This is a genomic window from Desulfofundulus salinus, from assembly GCF_003627965.1.
Lineage (GTDB): Bacteria > Bacillota > Desulfotomaculia > Desulfotomaculales > Desulfovirgulaceae > Desulfofundulus > Desulfofundulus salinus.
Window position 1 is genome coordinate 1,856,222 of the sequence record NZ_RBWE01000001.1, and the last position, 14,792, is coordinate 1,871,013.

Sequence of the window (14,792 nt, forward strand, 5' to 3'; positions counted from 1 at the left end):
CCCCTGTGTGCAGGGTTAATAAATAAGCCAGATTATGTCCCCACCTGATTGCAAGGTGGGGTTTATTTTACGCTTACACTGGATTGTGGGGGGCAAAGATGTAAGGGTGGAGTGGAACAGTAACGGCTCACATATTGATGCCGACTGGGTACAGTTGTGGCGCACGGATTCCACGTCAGGCATCTGGATGCCGGTGAAAGACATAACAGGCAGCGAAATAAACTCTTTTACGTGGACGGATACAATGGTTACTGCCGGCCTGAATTACAAGTACCAGATCCGGGCTTATAACACGTCTAACTGGTCCTGGGATGTGATCTGGGAATCGGATTGGGCAGTAAACCCCCGGCCCTTTAACGCCCCCGGCGGGCTAAAAGTAACTTACCGGGGGGACACTACGGCAACTGTAACCTGGACACCGGTAAACGGGGCAGATCAGTATCAGGTTCAGGTCAGCACTGACGGGGGAGTTACCTGGCAGACATCAACCGTCAGCGGCCCTCCCGTAACGGTCCCCAGGCCCTGCCAGGTGAGAGTTAAGGCCGGGACTCACGCAAGGAGCCAGTGGTCGGGTGTGCTTACGGTACAGTAAAAGGTTAACTTGCTTCCAGGCTTGCATAATTGACCTGTAGCGCGAGATGTTTTGTCCTGAAGGTAATCACATTAACCCGGTAATTATCTCTTGCTACAGGGCAAATTAGGAGGGAGGTGGGATGAGTGTTTTTCAAACAGACGCTGGTGACGTTCTGAATAAATTGTGGATGGTTGTGCAATTTCTAGCCCCCATATATGCGATAGCCTTTGGAATGCTTGGAGCACGTATGCTTATTGAATACGGGCTCGGGAAACTTATGGATAAGTTTTTCCCGGCAAAGTCCAAAACAACTGCCAAAACTAAAAGTTCCACTACTACCAGCCAACGGCGCCGCCGGGCTTCAGTATATGTCAGCTCGGAAAGAAACCCCCAAATCAGGAGGACCAAAACAGGGGTTTATGTTTACTATGATTAATTCATCAGGTCCCGGGTAGAAAGAACACCCGGGGCTTACTTTATTGCAAAAAGAATGCAGTTTTTATTCATTGTGCGAAGGCCTAACATACCTCAAAATGGTATCAGGGGGTGTAATCATGGGTGTCTTTGAGTTCTTCTTTGCGGCCACGGCAGGAATAGCGGCAGGGTTAGCCGTGGTGGTCATACCCTCCATGTATGTTTACAATAGGTATTTTAACTCCTCAAGGAGGAATAGGGCGTGATCTTTAAGCGAAAGAAAGAAGCGGTCGATGACGTTATACTGATAAACGAAAACGAGATAAGGATTCTCGAAGTGACGGCACTGGACGAAAACTCCGTCCATGCCGGCAACCTTGTCCTGCCCCGGGCTGACGCGCAGGTAAGGTATTACCCTGGGGGCGGTAGGGCGTTTATCTATGGGTACACCGGCCCTTACCTTGCCGAAAGTCAGAACATCGCGGATCTAGAAAAATCCGTTGTGCTGAAAAACATGTTTAACTACGGATCAGCTTCTAAGCTGCAAAATATACAGTTCTATGTCATGCTAGCGGCCCTGATTATAACCATTTTTCTTTTACGTAATTAGGGGGGTAAAAGATGGCCGAAGAAACTACCACCAGTGGGGGCAAGACCCTCCAGGATATAATGTCTAACGAGCTCTTTGCCAGTTCCCGGGGTGACCTGGTGGAAACCCTGCGGTTTATGGAGGGACACGGTACCCCTCTGAGTGAAATGCAGGTGCAGGGGGTAGCCCTCTTGCGCTACCTCCAAACCAGGAGAGGGGATAAAACTTACGAGCCTATTATCCAGACCATGACCAAGATGGCAAAAGATATTACTCCTCCCGGAGTGTTCGTCGAGGTCATCGAAAAGATGACACTGGGCGGTTTTGTGACCGGGAAAATAAACCTCCGCAAGGCTTTTGGAGGAGATAAATAATGTATGTCTGGGTTTTCCAAGGCAACCTGGGGGAAGGTAAGACGTTCGGAATGAGTGTCCTGGCTCATTATTTCGCGGCCAAGGCCCGCCGGGCCGGGATACCGGTGGATCTGTACGCAAATTACGGGCTGAAAGGTGCCCGGCAGCTGAACCATTACACTGATTTTTACCGGGTGGCGAAAAGCCCAAACTCAATCTGCCTTTTAGACGAGGCCCACGTTAACCTTGACTCCCGGCTGTTCCACCGGGGGGCAAACATCTACATGACGCAGTTCTTTTTCTACCTCCGAAAGCTCCATTCCAGCCTTTTTATGACTACCCCTCACATTCGCAATCTGGATTCGCGAATGCGGCAATTAACCAACATTCTTGTTGTCTGCCAGAGGGTAGGTGGGGGGTTTATGTATGACATATACGACTACCAGGCTGAAAGGCTCTTGAGGCGCAGGTTTATGCCCAAATATATCGTTCAGCAGTTGTTTGAGGTGGGGTTGTACGATACCCACGCCATCATCCGCAGCATTGAGTTTCCGGCCAACGAGCGGACCTTTGACAGCTTTTTGACAAAACTCATAGCGGTTAGAGACGGAGCGGATTTAAACGCCGTAATGGGGAAAACAGAGGACCCGGAAGAGATGGAAGAGGGTGAAGAGGTTGAACAAGAACCAGCACCAAGAAACAGAAAAAGAACGGCCCACGGCGTGTAAGTCCTTAGGAAATCCCTGGGGGACGGAACAACTTGACTGGCGCATGGTTGACGGTAAGTGGGTCAAGGATCCGGGGTGGTGGAGGAAGATCCCCCAGGCCAAAAGACGCACATAATACCTTCGGCTAATGTCTCTTAGGCGCAGGATACGGCCGGAACCGGAACGGAGTTATACGGGTTTCCGGCCTCATTATCTATTAAAAATGGCTTCGCATAATGCGGGAGGGGTAAATTTGATTAATTCCCCCGTCCGGGTACCGGAAGAAAACTTTACCCCCGGGGTGATTCGCAACGAGAAAAGAAAATACCCCCGGGTTAATCCGCCGAGGATATGCAGAAATTGTAAGCAAAACGACAACGGTTACTGCAATGTGTTTGGTAACTGGCATTACCGCCCTTCTGATTGCCTGTTTGCGGAAAAGTATGAAGGTGACCAGAGAATGGAGGAAGCATGATGCGGAAAATCCAAATCCGTGCTGACAGGATTCTCCGTCAGATAGCCCGGCGTCATAAGGATGAACTGTTCTTAACCGAGGTAAAGAACGGGCCGACGCTATTTGGTGAAGGCCTCCTGATCATGGACGCCGTGGCCGTAAAAAAGTCCTGGAAGAAACCCTGCATCACAGGGTATGAAATAAAAACCAGCCGGCAGGATTTTCTACGGGATAACAAGTGGCCCTACTACCTGAAATACTGCCACCGCCTGTACTTTGCCTGCCCGGCGGGATTGATCGCGCCGGAGGAGGTGCCGGAAGATGTAGGACTTATCTACTACAACCCTGAAAAGGACTGTATCCACACCAAGAGGGCCGCCGCCTTCAGAGATATTGAGATACCTTGGAAAATGCTGTATTACATGCTCATATGCCGGTCCAAATCGGACAGGCACCCGTTTTTCAGCAGCCAGCGCGAATACTTGGAGGCATGGGTTCAGGATAAAGCCGAGCGAAAAGAGCTTGGCTGGCGGGTTAGAAACAAAATGACTGAAAAGATCGAGGAATTGACGAAAAGGGTAAGGGATCTAGAGTTTGAACTATCTTTGCAGAAAAGAGAAATCGAGGTTTTTAAAAGAGTTAAAGATATTCTGGCGAGATATGATGTCAACATCTACAACGGCGAGATAGAACGGAGCTTGGAGAATGTCCTGAGCCGCGGAACACCTCCAGTATTTCGGGACAAGCTGCGGGTAATCGCCCGGGAGGTGGAAAAACTCATGAAATTAACGGAAAGGATAACATGCCTGCCTGCGGAGCAATTAACATACAGCGCGATTAACGAAGGTGATCAATAGTGCAGGAGTTTCTTAATACCCTGGACGGCAGCACCGCCCGGGCATACCGGGAGGACCTGACCGACTTCGCCCGGTGGTTTGCCCATACCAACGGGCAGGATCCCACCCCGGAATTAGTGACCGGCATCGACCTGCGGGAGTACCAGGGGCACATGCTGGCGGTGCGCGGCCTTAAACCGGCCACCGTGAACCGCCGGCTGGCCGCCGTCCGGGCCTGGCTCCGGTGGGCCAGGGAGAACGGAATAATAGAGGACCTGCCTTCCTTCCCCCGCCGGGCAGCCGAACCCAAAGGGGCTCCCCGGGCGCTATCCCGGGTGGAAGAGGCCCGTTTCCTTCGGGCCGTGGAGAGGGAAGGATCTCCCCGTGATCAGGCCCTGATTGCCCTCATGCTCCATGCCGGGCTGCGGGTGGGAGAGGCTGTCCGCACCCGCACCGCCGATGTAGAGATAAGTGAGCGCAAGGGTAAGGTGGTGGTCCGGGCGGGCAAGGGGATGAAAAGGCGGGAGGTGCCACTGTCAGCCGAGGCCCGGGCCATGATCCGGCCCTGGCTTTCCCAGGCCCGTGGGGAGTGGCTTTTCCCCGGCCTGGGTGATAAACACCTTTCCACCCGGGCCGCCCAGGACGTAGTGAAGAAATACGCTTACCTGGCGCGGCTGGACGTTGAACACGTTACCCCCCACGTCCTGCGGCATACCTTTGCCACCCGGCTTTTGCGCCAGGGGGTGGATATAGTGGTGGTTGCCGCTTTGCTTGGACATGCCCGCATAGACACCACCGCCAGGTACACCCGGCCCGGGTGGGCTGACCTGGAACGGGCCGTGGAAGGCTTACATGAATCCGTTAACAAAGGAGGCGTATCAAATGCGTAAAGTATGTGCTGTCCTGTTAATTATGCTGGTGGCGGTTGCGGGTTGTGGCATTAAGAACGGCAACGGTACAAAAGATGGTGAGGGCAAAAAGGTAATCAAGGTGGGATTTATCGCTCCCCTGACAGGAGACAGGCGAGTACAGGGGGAAGCAGCCAGGAGAGGCTTTGAGCTTGCCATACAGCAGTATAAGGGTGACTTTAAAATTGTGCCTGTTATAGCTGATGACCGCAACAACGACATGACCTCTAAGGTTGCCAGAAAGCTTATCGAGCAGGACAAAATTGTAGCTCTTGTAAGTCCCCTGGCCAATCCTGCCCTGAACAACGATAAGGTGATCCTGCTAACCGGCACCCAACGGGACTTAGAACCTGATGCATTAACCAAGCTTACCTATGGCGTTACTAACCTGCTGCTCAACGCTATCAACAACGCGAACAGCGACAATCCGGTTAAAATTAAAAATGCACTAAACCAGGAGGCGAAAATCCTTGAGAGTAATTGAGCATAACGGCAGACTGAAGGTGGACTGGCAGGCAGTACGGAACCGGAACAAAGGCTGTATATGCGTCGAAAAAGACTACCAATTCCCCGGAGGGTTCTATTTACGGCATAAGGAAACCCCTTACTACCTGACCGCCAGCAGGTACGACATAGAATGCATGATCGAAAATGCCCTGGCCGCCCTGGGGCTGAATACCGGCCCGATCATCGTGCCCACCCGGGAACAGGCCGACATGATCAACATGATGATCCAGCCCACCATGGAGGTCCTGGACACCCGGTTACCCGGGGCAAACGGGTGGTTTTTAAACCTCCTGTGGGCCGTCCTGGGTAAGGTGAAAGTACATCCCCGGGCGGTAAATATTGCCGATGGTGCCCAGTCCGCCATAAATGGCCTGGAAGGGCAGGATGATATGCTGCAGCGGTTTCTTTTTGAGTTAACCCCGGAAGAAAGAGAGAAACTTTGGGCGGTGGTGAGTGAGTGGTGCCAGAGGTAAGACCGACATTTGATGAGATATACATGGACGTGGTGGACGTCATCTCCCGCCGGTCCACATGCCTGCGCAAAAAGGTGGGGGCGGTGATTGTGGTGGACCGGCGCATCCTCTCCCACGGTTACAAACACTGCATTGATACGGGACGTTGTTTGAAGGATTTAGCCGGCCGGGAAGACTACAAACCCTGCGTCCACGCCGAGCAGAACGCCATCTGCCTCTGTGCCAAGCGCGGCCTGGCTGTGAAGGGCGGGACCATGTATGTGAACGCGGATCCCTGCTTGACCTGCGCCAAGCTGATTGTCTCCTGTGCTATTTCCCGGGTGGTAGTGCGCCGGGAAGGGCATACGGACGAGGGAATAGAGTTTTTGTGGCGGCATGGTGTGAGGGTGGAGGAGTGGCGGTGAGTAATCCCCGGGCTCAGGCCCGGGGATTTTTGTTTTGTTTGCTTTTGGGGCATATTATTGTATTATCGGATGTATAAGGGAGCTTGTGGAAGGTGGAGCATCATTTTAGGCGGAAAGCCAAAATTGCAAAATATAGATTGGTTGCATATACTAAAGTTACGAAACATAGAGATAATGGAAGAGAGGGGGCGGTGAACGTGACTCAATTTGTCCAAAAAATTCATAGCATTAAACTGCCACCTCATCAAATGAGAGAACTTGGTTTGTCTGAAGGCTGGCAAAAAAAGGTTCCGGCTCAATACATTGAAAAGGTAGTAAAAACCGCTGAGAGGTTTAAAAAAGATCTAAGGGAGTTGTCCAAACGTTAAAAAGGTAAAGTATCTGAGCCTCGAAGAATTGTTGATTATTCATTATGTTGTGGCAGATGAGTATTTTAGTGAGTTTTACGGCAGGGATGGCGACGAAGAGAGAGGGGTTAAAGACCCCTCTTTAGTGCTTTCCGCCCTCGGTGCTCCAAAACACACTTTTGATGGGAAGGAGCTGTACCCGGATATACTGTCCAAAGCTGCTGCTTTATTTCGTTCGATAGCCCAGAACCATGGCTTCTATAATGCCAACAAACGGACGGCGATGATGGCTACGATAATTTTCCTAGAAGAAAATGGCTATGAGGTTATTGCACCAAAAAACAAGATGTATCGGTTAGCAATGAAAATAGTTATGGATAAACCAAGTGTCAATAATATTGCGCGGACTTTAAAAAAATATACCAGAGTCCCGGAGCGCAAGCCTAAGTCTAAGCTTGAGGTGTACTGGGATAAGATAATTAGCTTGATAGAAAACCTGCGCGATTGAAGATATAGCGAGGTTTGTTTAGCTTAAGTATCTTTTCCGCTTGCCGTCGCGGGCTCTAACTGTCCCGGTTTGGCCAGGTTCCTGGTCGGCGCTGCGCAGGAGTCGAGTGGTAAAGTGGCCCCCGAGGAAGTGACCCCGGGGGAGGTTAAGAAAAAGGATATTTTACGGGAATTCGCAGGTTCAAATCCTGTCATCCCGACCAGTATTTTTTATGGCGGAATGAACCCGGGTCAAGCCCGGGTTTTGTTTTTGACGCTTGACAAACCTGTTTCCCTGGTGGGTAATCCATGCTATAATTTATATTAATTGATTACGGTTATTTTCAGGAGGGGATAGTTTTGAAACTACTCATCATGGGGCCGCCAGGGGCCGGGAAGGGTACCCAGGCCGAAATGCTGGTGAAGGAACTGAATATTACACACATTTCCACGGGAGACATGTTCCGGGCAGCAATTAAAGAAGGTACGGAGATGGGAAAAAAAGCTAAGGAATATATGGATAAGGGCGAATTGGTCCCCGATAACGTGGTCGTGGGCATGGTGCGGGACCGCCTGCAAAAGCCCGACTGTAAGAAGGGCTTCCTGTTGGATGGATTCCCCCGGACCCTGGCCCAGGCCCAGGCACTGGATGACACTCTTCAAACCATGGGCATCCGGCTGGATGCAGTAATTAACATTGCCGTACCCCGGGACAAGCTTATGGCTCGCCTCACCGGCCGCCGGGTCTGCCGCGGTTGCGGCGCCAGCTATCATATTCTGTTTAACCCACCCCAGGTGGAGGGTAAATGCAATAGCTGCGGCGGCGAGCTCTACCAGCGCAGCGATGATAACGAGGAAGCGGTAGCCAACCGCCTGGATGTTTACGAAGCCCAGACCCAACCGTTAATTGATTATTACGCCGGCAAGGGGTTGCTCAAAAATATTAACGGTGACCAGGAAATTAAAAAGGTGCTGGAAGACATTCTGGCCAGCCTGAAATGATAAATTTCCTCAAAGCCCCCGGAATTTTACCGGGGGCACATTTAACTTAATTTTTGTGAAAGGAAATGGTTATGCAGTGTTATGCCGGTCTGGCACACATTTACGATTTTTTATTGGCCGGGGTGGACTTTGAGGGCTGGGCCGACTACCTGGAGGAAATTCTACTGCGATTTAACTATCACCCCCGCACGATCCTGGATCTAGCCTGTGGTACGGGGAACACCACCCTGCCCCTGGCCCGCAGGGGTTACCAGGTCATGGGATTGGATCTCTCCCCGGCCATGGTTGCCATTGCCAGGGAGAAGGCTGCAAAACAAGGGCTGGCGGTAAATTTCTTTACAGCCGATATGCGTTCTTTTCAGCTTAAGGAACCGGTAGACTTGATTACCTGCTTTCATGATGGATTAAACTATCTAGCAGACTACAGGGACCTGGAAAGGACCTTTCAACAGGTGAGAAAAAACCTTACGCCAGGTGGAATGTTCGTTTTTGATTTAAATGCCATTCAGTGGTTGGCTGGCACCACCCCCGAAGTAACCGTAGTGGACGAACCGAATTTCACCCTCGTCTGGCAGAGCTGTTACCGGTCTTTCGACTGCAGCTGGGAAATCCACCTCACCGCTTTTATCCGGGAGGGGGAATACTACTATAAATTTACCGAACAACACCGGGAGTACGGCTACACGCCGGAGCAGGTACGGCAGGCCTTACAAGCCGCGGGTTTTAAGCATCTCGCTTCCTACGATGCCTTTTCCTTTACCCCCATTCATACAGAAAGCCGGCGCCATTTTTATGTGGCCCAAAGGAGTTGATTGCGTGTCCGCACCAAACATCCCACGGGTGGTTTTTGCCATCATTGGCGGGTCAAGCACCTTTAGCTTAAATTTCCCTCAAGATCTGGGTGCTCCCGATGTCCAGGTTCTGGCTGAAAACCTGGTTTTCCCCACTCCCTACGGTGACAGTCCTCCTTTAAAATTATTTACCCTGGGTGAGAAAAAAGTGTTGACGGTAAAAATGCACGGCTGGCGCCGGGGGATACACCGGGGTAAGGCCTCCCAACAACTATTCTGGGTGCTGAGGGAAGCAGGAGTAAAGAGAATTTTGGCCGAGGGCGGGGTAGGGTCCATCAACCACCTGCTTAAGCCCCGGGATATTCTGGTTGCCTCGGATTACCTGGACTTTTCCATGCGCAAAGACGTGGGCCTTGATGGTGAATTCTTGCTCACCATGCGCCAGCCCGTTTGTCCTGTCCTCCGGAATGCCCTGATTAACGCGGCTGAAAAAAATACCCCGGAAGGGGGGCGGGTCTTTGACCGGGGGATATATGCCGTTACCGACGGACGTCATTTTGAAAGCCCGGCCGAGGTAGCCATGCTCGGACGTTTAGGAGCCGATATAGTGGGGCAGAGCATGTGCCCCGAGGTTTATCTGGCCAGGGAAATTGGTGCCTGCTACGGCAGGGTGGATATAGTGACCAACTACGCCGAGGGTGTGATCAGGGAATGGGAGCACTGGGAACTGGCCGACATTTTTTATCATGAAGCGCACCGCATGGGGGACATTCTCCTGGAGGCTATGCGCCAAATCGATGACCGGCAGGAATGTGGTTGTGCAGATTTACGCCATCCCACCCTGCTCAAGGAATAAATTACCAGACAAAATACCCGGGTGCCTTTAATATAGTTTTAGTGTAATCGGGTTACAAGGAGGTGGATGGGCAAGAGGAAAGGATTCCCTGCCACAATTAATAAATTGTCCAGAAATCTCCAAAAAACATGAAAAAAGCTATGTGGAGCGCCAATAAAGGCGCTCCAAAATTTTTATCCTCCCACAAGGAGAGTTTAAAAGGATTTTTGAATATTTTGTGGAATTAACTTACCGTTTAGTTAAAAAATATGACTAACCCAGCCAAAACAAAAGGGAGGTGACGGTGCCCGGGAGGAAACAAAAGCTTGTTTGGCAGCTCGCAATCTAAAAAGAAGGAGGTACGACCCGTGCGTAAGAAATTATGGTCTATCCTTTTAGTTGTGGTGCTCAGTCTGGTCCTGGCGGTTACGGGCTGTGGCGGCCAGGGTAAAACGGGAACCCAAGGCGCCTCGGGGGAAAAGGTAATCAAGATCGGGTTTATTGCCCCCTTGACCGGCGATGTAAAAACCTTTGGTGAATCAGCCCAGAAAGGTTTTGACCTGGCTTTAGAACAGGCCGGATATAAGGCAGGGGATTATAAAATTGAAGTTTTTAAGGCCGACGACCGCAACGACGCCACAGAAGCCGTCAACGTAGCCACGAAACTGATCACCCAGGATGGCGTCAAGGCCATTGTAGGCTCCCTTACTTCCTTAACTACCATCCCCATTTCCAAGTTTGCCAATGATAACAAGGTGGTCTTAATTAGCGGCACGGCCACCAGCCCCAAGGTTACTGTAGATGAGGGTAAGCGCAAAGAGTATATCTTCCGGGCCTGTTTCATTGACCCCACCCAGGGCACAGTGGCAGCAAAGTTTGCACTGGAAGAACTCAAGCTAAAAACTGCCGCCATCCTCTATGACCAGGGTAACGACTATACCATTGGTCTGGCCAACAACTTCAAGGAAGCCTTCACTGCCGGCGGAGGACAGGTACTGGCCATGGAAGCCTATGCCAAGAATGATACCGATTTCTCCGCAGTGCTGACTAACATTGCCAAGAAAAACCCGGACATTCTGTACCTGCCCGATTATTACCAGAAGGTCAGCCTGATAGGCAAACAGGCCAGGGATAAAGGCATCAAGGCCGTATTTATCGGCGGTGACGGTTGGGACTCCAGCGACCTGGATTACACGACCATGGAGGGCGGTTATTTCACCAACCACTACTCCGCACAAGACCCCAGGCCGGAGGTACAAAACTGGGTCAAGCAATTTAAGGAGAAGTACAACCAGGAGCCCGACGCCTTTGCTACCCTGACCTACGACGCCACCAACCTGCTGCTTAATGCCATTAAGACCGCAAACAGCGATGACCCGGCCAAGATCAAAGAAGCCTTGCAGAACACCAAGGACTTCTCCATCGTAAGCGGCGAAAAAGTTTCCTTCGACGAGAACGGCAACCCGATTAAGCCGGTAACCATACTCAAAATTGAGGGCGGCAAGCAGAAGTTCGTCACGGCCATCAAGCCCAATTAAAACAGCAACAGGAAGCGGGGAGGCGGGAAACCCCTCCCCGCATTCAGATTGGTTGACTGCAGGAGGTTTAGTGGAGTGGAGCATTTCCTGGAACAGGTGTTGAACGGCTTACAACTGGGACTCATGTACGCCCTGATTGCCCTGGGCTACACTATGGTTTACGGAGTAGTGCAGCTGATTAACTTCGCCCACGGTGACGTCTTTATGGTGGGGGCTTTTCTCGGCTACTTTGGCTTTGCCGTATGGGGGCTGCCCCTGCCCGTGGCCATACTTACGGCCATGGTGGCCTGTGCCCTGCTTGGGGTGATCATTGAACGGGTAGCTTACCGTCCCTTGCGTTACGCCCCGAAAATTGCCGCCCTGATTAGCGCCATTGGTGTATCTCTCTTTTTAGAATACTTCAGCAGCCTTAAGTTCGTATTTGGCCCCAATTACCGGGTGGTGCCGCGACCTTTTCCTGAAGTGCACTGGAATATTGCCGGCCTCTCCGTCAGCAATATTCAAGTGATCGTTTTTGTGGTTGTTCTGTTCATGCTTATCCTGCTCCAAATACTAATTTACCATACGAAAACTGGCATGGCCATGCGCACGGTAGCCGTGGATCATAACGCCGCCCGGCTGATGGGCGTAAATGTGGATACCACCATATCCATTACCTTTGCCATCGGGTCGGCCTTTGCCGCCCTGGGAGGCGTTTTATACGCCATTGCCTATCCCCAGATTCACCCCTTCATGGGTATCATGCCCGGTTTAAAGGCCTTTACCGCCGCCGTACTGGGCGGAATCGGGATTATTCCGGGAGCAGTACTGGGCGCGCTTATTATGGGTCAGGTGGAAACCCTGACTTCCGCGTATATCTCTTCCCAAATGCGAGATGCCATTGCCTTTGCCATTTTGATTCTGGTTCTCCTATTCCGGCCTACGGGGCTGTTGGGCCGTACGGAAGCAGAAAAAGTATAACGTCATAAAGCAGGTGAAGGGGCAGATGAAATTATCACGCAACACGTTTATCTTTTTTGCAGGGGCAGCGTTCTCCTTTGCCCTGGTCAAGGCCATGCAATTTAGTGGGATGCTTACTCCCTACTGGCAACTGGTGCTGGACCAGGCCCTGATTATTGTCATCGGTGCCCTGGGGCTTTCCATCATCTACGGCTTCACCGGGCAGTTTTCTTTGGGCCACGCAGCTTTTTACGGTCTGGGAGCTTATACAGCCGGAGCCCTGGACAAGGTCTATGGAAACGGCAATATGCTGTTTTTCTTCCTATCCCTCCTGGCCGGAGCCGCGGTAGCAGGTCTGGTAGCATTGCTGATCGGCCTGCCTATTTTAAGATTGCGTTCCGACTACCTGGGCATCGCCACCCTCGGGTTTGGAATTATTGTTAGAGTAGGCATGGAAAACGGCAACAAGCTGTTCCCGGTGCTGGGTGGAGCCACGGGGATGAGCGGCACACCCCAGGTAGCCCACTTTGATCTGATCTTTATCTTGACACTGATTGTAATTCTGCTGGTGCGTAATTTCATTTTTTCCACTTACGGTCGTGCCTGCACCTCCATCCGGGAAGATGAAATTGCTGCCGATGTAATGGGCATTGATACCACCCGTTACAAGGTCATGGCCTTTGTCCTGGGCTGTGCCTTAGCGGGCCTGGCCGGAGGCATTTACGCCCACCGTTATCCCTTTTTACACCCGGCCAGTTTTGATTTCCTGAAATCCTTTGACTTCCTCCTCATTGTGGTGCTGGGCGGACTGGGGAGTATGACGGGCACTATTGTCACGGCAGTGGGCTGGGTTTTCTTGCTGGAAGTTTTGCGTGTGGTCCTGGGACAAAACTTTATTGACTGGCGCGGAGTTATTTATGCCCTCATTCTAGTCGTTTCGATTATCGTCAGACCCCAGGGTCTTTTCAGCGGCAAGGAATTGCGGTTATTAGTCCCTGATCATCTGAAAATGGTGACCAGAAAGGAGCACACCCATGCCGGTTCTGGAAATTAGTAATCTGTCCAAAGCCTTTGGCGGCCTCAAAGCAGTGAACAATTTTAACTTAAGACTGGATGAGGGAGAGATTGTCGGCCTCATCGGCCCCAACGGTGCGGGCAAAACCACAATTTTCAATTTGATCACCGGCCTTTATAAACCAACCGCTGGTACCATACATTTTTGTGGTGAAGATATTACAGGCTTACCACCTTTTAAGATTTCCCAGCGGGGCATAGCCAGGACATTTCAAAATATTCGCCTCTTCAAAGGAAACACGGTGCTGGACAATGTGCGGGCAGTGTTTCATCCCCGCATTAAATATAACTTTTTTGATGCCCTTTTACGAACGCCCCGGTATAACGCTGAAGAAGCAAGGGTTACTCGGGAAGCAATGGAACTGCTGGAGGCATTAAACCTGGCCCACCGGGCAAATGAAAAGGCAGCCAACCTGGCTTACGGGGATCAACGGCGGCTGGAAATTGCCCGGGCGCTGGCCACGCACCCCAAGCTACTGCTCCTGGACGAGCCGGCGGCGGGAATGAACCCGGCAGAAGTAAAGCGCATGGTGGAATTAGTCCGCTACATCAAGGAGAGATTCAAACTGACGGTATTACTAATTGAACACCAGATGAGTATGGTTATGAACCTGTGCGAGCGGCTTGTGGTCATGGACTTTGGACAAATTATTGCAACAGGTACGCCCCTGGAAATCCGAAACAACCCGGTGGTTTTGGAGGCCTACCTGGGCAAGGGGGCGACGGTGGCTTGATCCTGGAAGTAAAAGACCTGGAAGTTTATTACGGTTCCATCCGGGCATTACAGGGGATTTCATTTTACGTCGAGAAAGGGGAAATAGTTACCCTTATCGGAGCCAATGGCGCGGGGAAATCCACCACCCTGCGTACCATCTCGGGGCTGTTAATTCCCCGCCAGGGAGAAATATATTTCCAGGGCCAAAAAATAAATCGTACCCCGGCCCACCAGATAGTGAGATTGGGCATTTCCCATGTGCCGGAAGGGCGGCAAATATTCCCCAACCTCACCGTCATGGAAAACCTCTTAATGGGAGCATACACCCGCCGCAACCGGGCCGAGGTACAGGAAAGCCTGGAAGAAGTACTGAACCGTTTTCCCCGTTTACGGGAACGGGCCAAACAGCTGGCCGGCACCCTGTCCGGCGGGGAGCAACAAATGCTGGCCATGGGCCGGGGATTAATGAGCAAACCCACTTTGCTTATTCTTGACGAGCCGTCCATGGGCCTGTCACCCCTGCTGGTAGAAGAGATCTTTGAAATTATCAAGAATATCAACCAGCAGGGAACTACTGTGCTCCTGGTGGAACAAAATGCCTATATGGCTTTGCAGATAGCTCACCGGGCGTACGTGCTGGAAACAGGCCGCATTGTCTTAAGCGGTACCTCAGCAGAAGTACAGGCCAACCCGCAAATACGGAGCGCCTATCTGGGCGAAGTAGAGGAGGAGGCTTAAATTGCCCCGCAGAGGGGTGTCATTTTAGGGTTAAATGCTTTTGAGATGTGGCCGCTGCTATGTTATACTAAAGAGAAACAAATTATGTCAAAGTTATGCCGGGAATAG

At 51.5% G+C, this 14,792-nt stretch carries 21 protein-coding genes; all 21 read left to right on the plus strand.

Features of this window, described 5'->3' with window-relative positions:
- Positions 1 to 106: 106 nt before the first annotated feature.
- The 21 genes from D7024_RS09505 to D7024_RS09605 all read left to right on the plus strand — a co-directional run bounded on the left by D7024_RS09505 (position 107) and on the right by D7024_RS09605 (position 14,684).
- Positions 107 to 592 carry a fibronectin type III domain-containing protein gene (locus D7024_RS09505; RefSeq protein ID WP_165859331.1) on the plus strand — a complete coding sequence of 162 codons (486 nt, stop codon included), beginning with the start codon at positions 107 to 109 and terminating at the stop codon, positions 590 to 592.
- 121 nt (positions 593 to 713) lie between these two features.
- Positions 714 to 1,010: a hypothetical protein gene (locus D7024_RS09510; RefSeq protein ID WP_121451578.1), complete on the plus strand. Its 297-nt coding sequence runs from the start codon at positions 714 to 716 to the stop codon at positions 1,008 to 1,010.
- Positions 1,011 to 1,128: 118 nt separating this feature from the next.
- Entirely contained in the window at positions 1,129 to 1,254 is a 126-nt protein-coding gene (locus tag D7024_RS15395) for a hypothetical protein (protein WP_279220985.1), read from the plus strand.
- Positions 1,251 to 1,598, plus strand: a complete 348-nt coding sequence (locus D7024_RS09515; RefSeq protein ID WP_121451579.1) for a hypothetical protein — start codon at positions 1,251 to 1,253, stop codon at positions 1,596 to 1,598. The genes D7024_RS15395 and D7024_RS09515 overlap by 4 nt, the downstream gene beginning before the upstream one ends.
- Before the next feature lie 11 nt (positions 1,599 to 1,609).
- Positions 1,610 to 1,951, plus strand: a complete 342-nt coding sequence (locus D7024_RS09520; protein ID WP_121451580.1) for a hypothetical protein — start codon at positions 1,610 to 1,612, stop codon at positions 1,949 to 1,951.
- Positions 1,951 to 2,658, plus strand: a complete 708-nt coding sequence (locus tag D7024_RS09525) for a hypothetical protein (protein WP_207666917.1) — start codon at positions 1,951 to 1,953, stop codon at positions 2,656 to 2,658. The genes D7024_RS09520 and D7024_RS09525 overlap by 1 nt, the downstream gene beginning before the upstream one ends.
- A 453-nt stretch (positions 2,659 to 3,111) precedes the next feature.
- Complete coding sequence (locus D7024_RS09535; RefSeq protein ID WP_165859332.1) at positions 3,112 to 3,948, plus strand: MmcB family DNA repair protein; 837 nt, start codon at positions 3,112 to 3,114, stop codon at positions 3,946 to 3,948.
- Entirely contained in the window at positions 3,948 to 4,817 is an 870-nt protein-coding gene (locus tag D7024_RS09540; RefSeq protein ID WP_243113746.1) for a tyrosine-type recombinase/integrase, read from the plus strand. Before D7024_RS09535 ends, D7024_RS09540 begins: the two co-directional genes overlap by 1 nt.
- Entirely contained in the window at positions 4,810 to 5,319 is a 510-nt protein-coding gene (locus D7024_RS09545) for an ABC transporter substrate-binding protein (RefSeq protein ID WP_165859333.1), read from the plus strand. The genes D7024_RS09540 and D7024_RS09545 overlap by 8 nt, the downstream gene beginning before the upstream one ends.
- Entirely contained in the window at positions 5,306 to 5,815 is a 510-nt protein-coding gene (locus tag D7024_RS09550) for a hypothetical protein (protein ID WP_121451585.1), read from the plus strand. The genes D7024_RS09545 and D7024_RS09550 overlap by 14 nt, the downstream gene beginning before the upstream one ends.
- Positions 5,800 to 6,219, plus strand: coding sequence for a deoxycytidylate deaminase (locus tag D7024_RS09555; RefSeq protein WP_243113747.1), 420 nt, complete (start codon positions 5,800 to 5,802; stop codon positions 6,217 to 6,219). The genes D7024_RS09550 and D7024_RS09555 overlap by 16 nt, the downstream gene beginning before the upstream one ends.
- Before the next feature lie 92 nt (positions 6,220 to 6,311).
- Positions 6,312 to 6,587, plus strand: a complete 276-nt coding sequence (locus tag D7024_RS14590; protein WP_125185645.1) for a hypothetical protein — start codon at positions 6,312 to 6,314, stop codon at positions 6,585 to 6,587.
- Between the two features lie 13 nt (positions 6,588 to 6,600).
- Entirely contained in the window at positions 6,601 to 7,074 is a 474-nt protein-coding gene (locus D7024_RS09560) for a type II toxin-antitoxin system death-on-curing family toxin (RefSeq protein WP_121451586.1), read from the plus strand.
- Between the two features lie 338 nt (positions 7,075 to 7,412).
- Positions 7,413 to 8,054, plus strand: coding sequence for an adenylate kinase (locus tag D7024_RS09570; RefSeq protein WP_121451588.1), 642 nt, complete (start codon positions 7,413 to 7,415; stop codon positions 8,052 to 8,054).
- Positions 8,055 to 8,125: 71 nt separating this feature from the next.
- Positions 8,126 to 8,866, plus strand: coding sequence for a class I SAM-dependent DNA methyltransferase (locus D7024_RS09575; RefSeq protein WP_121451589.1), 741 nt, complete (start codon positions 8,126 to 8,128; stop codon positions 8,864 to 8,866).
- Positions 8,867 to 8,870: 4 nt separating this feature from the next.
- Positions 8,871 to 9,701 (plus strand): MTAP family purine nucleoside phosphorylase, encoded by an 831-nt coding sequence (locus D7024_RS09580; protein WP_121451590.1) that lies wholly within the window; start codon positions 8,871 to 8,873, stop codon positions 9,699 to 9,701.
- A gap of 347 nt (positions 9,702 to 10,048) precedes the next feature.
- Positions 10,049 to 11,218, plus strand: coding sequence for an ABC transporter substrate-binding protein (locus D7024_RS09585; RefSeq protein ID WP_121451591.1), 1,170 nt, complete (start codon positions 10,049 to 10,051; stop codon positions 11,216 to 11,218).
- A gap of 75 nt (positions 11,219 to 11,293) precedes the next feature.
- A complete protein-coding gene (locus D7024_RS09590) occupies positions 11,294 to 12,178 on the plus strand; it encodes a branched-chain amino acid ABC transporter permease (protein WP_121451592.1) in 885 nt (294 codons plus the stop codon).
- A 25-nt stretch (positions 12,179 to 12,203) separates the two neighbouring features.
- Complete coding sequence (locus D7024_RS09595) at positions 12,204 to 13,211, plus strand: branched-chain amino acid ABC transporter permease (RefSeq protein WP_121451593.1); 1,008 nt, start codon at positions 12,204 to 12,206, stop codon at positions 13,209 to 13,211.
- Positions 13,192 to 13,965 carry an ABC transporter ATP-binding protein gene (locus D7024_RS09600; RefSeq protein WP_121451594.1) on the plus strand — a complete coding sequence of 258 codons (774 nt, stop codon included), beginning with the start codon at positions 13,192 to 13,194 and terminating at the stop codon, positions 13,963 to 13,965. Before D7024_RS09595 ends, D7024_RS09600 begins: the two co-directional genes overlap by 20 nt.
- Complete coding sequence (locus D7024_RS09605) at positions 13,962 to 14,684, plus strand: ABC transporter ATP-binding protein (protein ID WP_121451595.1); 723 nt, start codon at positions 13,962 to 13,964, stop codon at positions 14,682 to 14,684. The genes D7024_RS09600 and D7024_RS09605 overlap by 4 nt, the downstream gene beginning before the upstream one ends.
- The last annotated feature ends 108 nt before the right edge of the window (positions 14,685 to 14,792 follow it).

Bases quoted from the DNA above. Each gene is read 5' to 3' on its own strand.
- D7024_RS09595 (WP_121451593.1), top strand. From the start codon at position 12,204: ATGAAATTATCACGCAACACGTTTATCTTTTTTGCAGGGGCAGCGTTC.
- D7024_RS09525 (WP_207666917.1), top strand. From the start codon at position 1,951: ATGTATGTCTGGGTTTTCCAAGGCAACCTGGGGGAAGGTAAGACGTTC.
- D7024_RS09545 (WP_165859333.1), top strand. From the start codon at position 4,810: ATGCGTAAAGTATGTGCTGTCCTGTTAATTATGCTGGTGGCGGTTGCG.
- D7024_RS09575 (WP_121451589.1), top strand. From the start codon at position 8,126: ATGCAGTGTTATGCCGGTCTGGCACACATTTACGATTTTTTATTGGCC.
- D7024_RS09600 (WP_121451594.1), top strand. From the start codon at position 13,192: ATGCCGGTTCTGGAAATTAGTAATCTGTCCAAAGCCTTTGGCGGCCTC.
- D7024_RS09535 (WP_165859332.1), top strand. From the start codon at position 3,112: ATGCGGAAAATCCAAATCCGTGCTGACAGGATTCTCCGTCAGATAGCC.
- D7024_RS15395 (WP_279220985.1), top strand. From the start codon at position 1,129: ATGGGTGTCTTTGAGTTCTTCTTTGCGGCCACGGCAGGAATAGCGGCA.
- D7024_RS09510 (WP_121451578.1), top strand. From the start codon at position 714: ATGAGTGTTTTTCAAACAGACGCTGGTGACGTTCTGAATAAATTGTGG.
- D7024_RS09520 (WP_121451580.1), top strand. From the start codon at position 1,610: ATGGCCGAAGAAACTACCACCAGTGGGGGCAAGACCCTCCAGGATATA.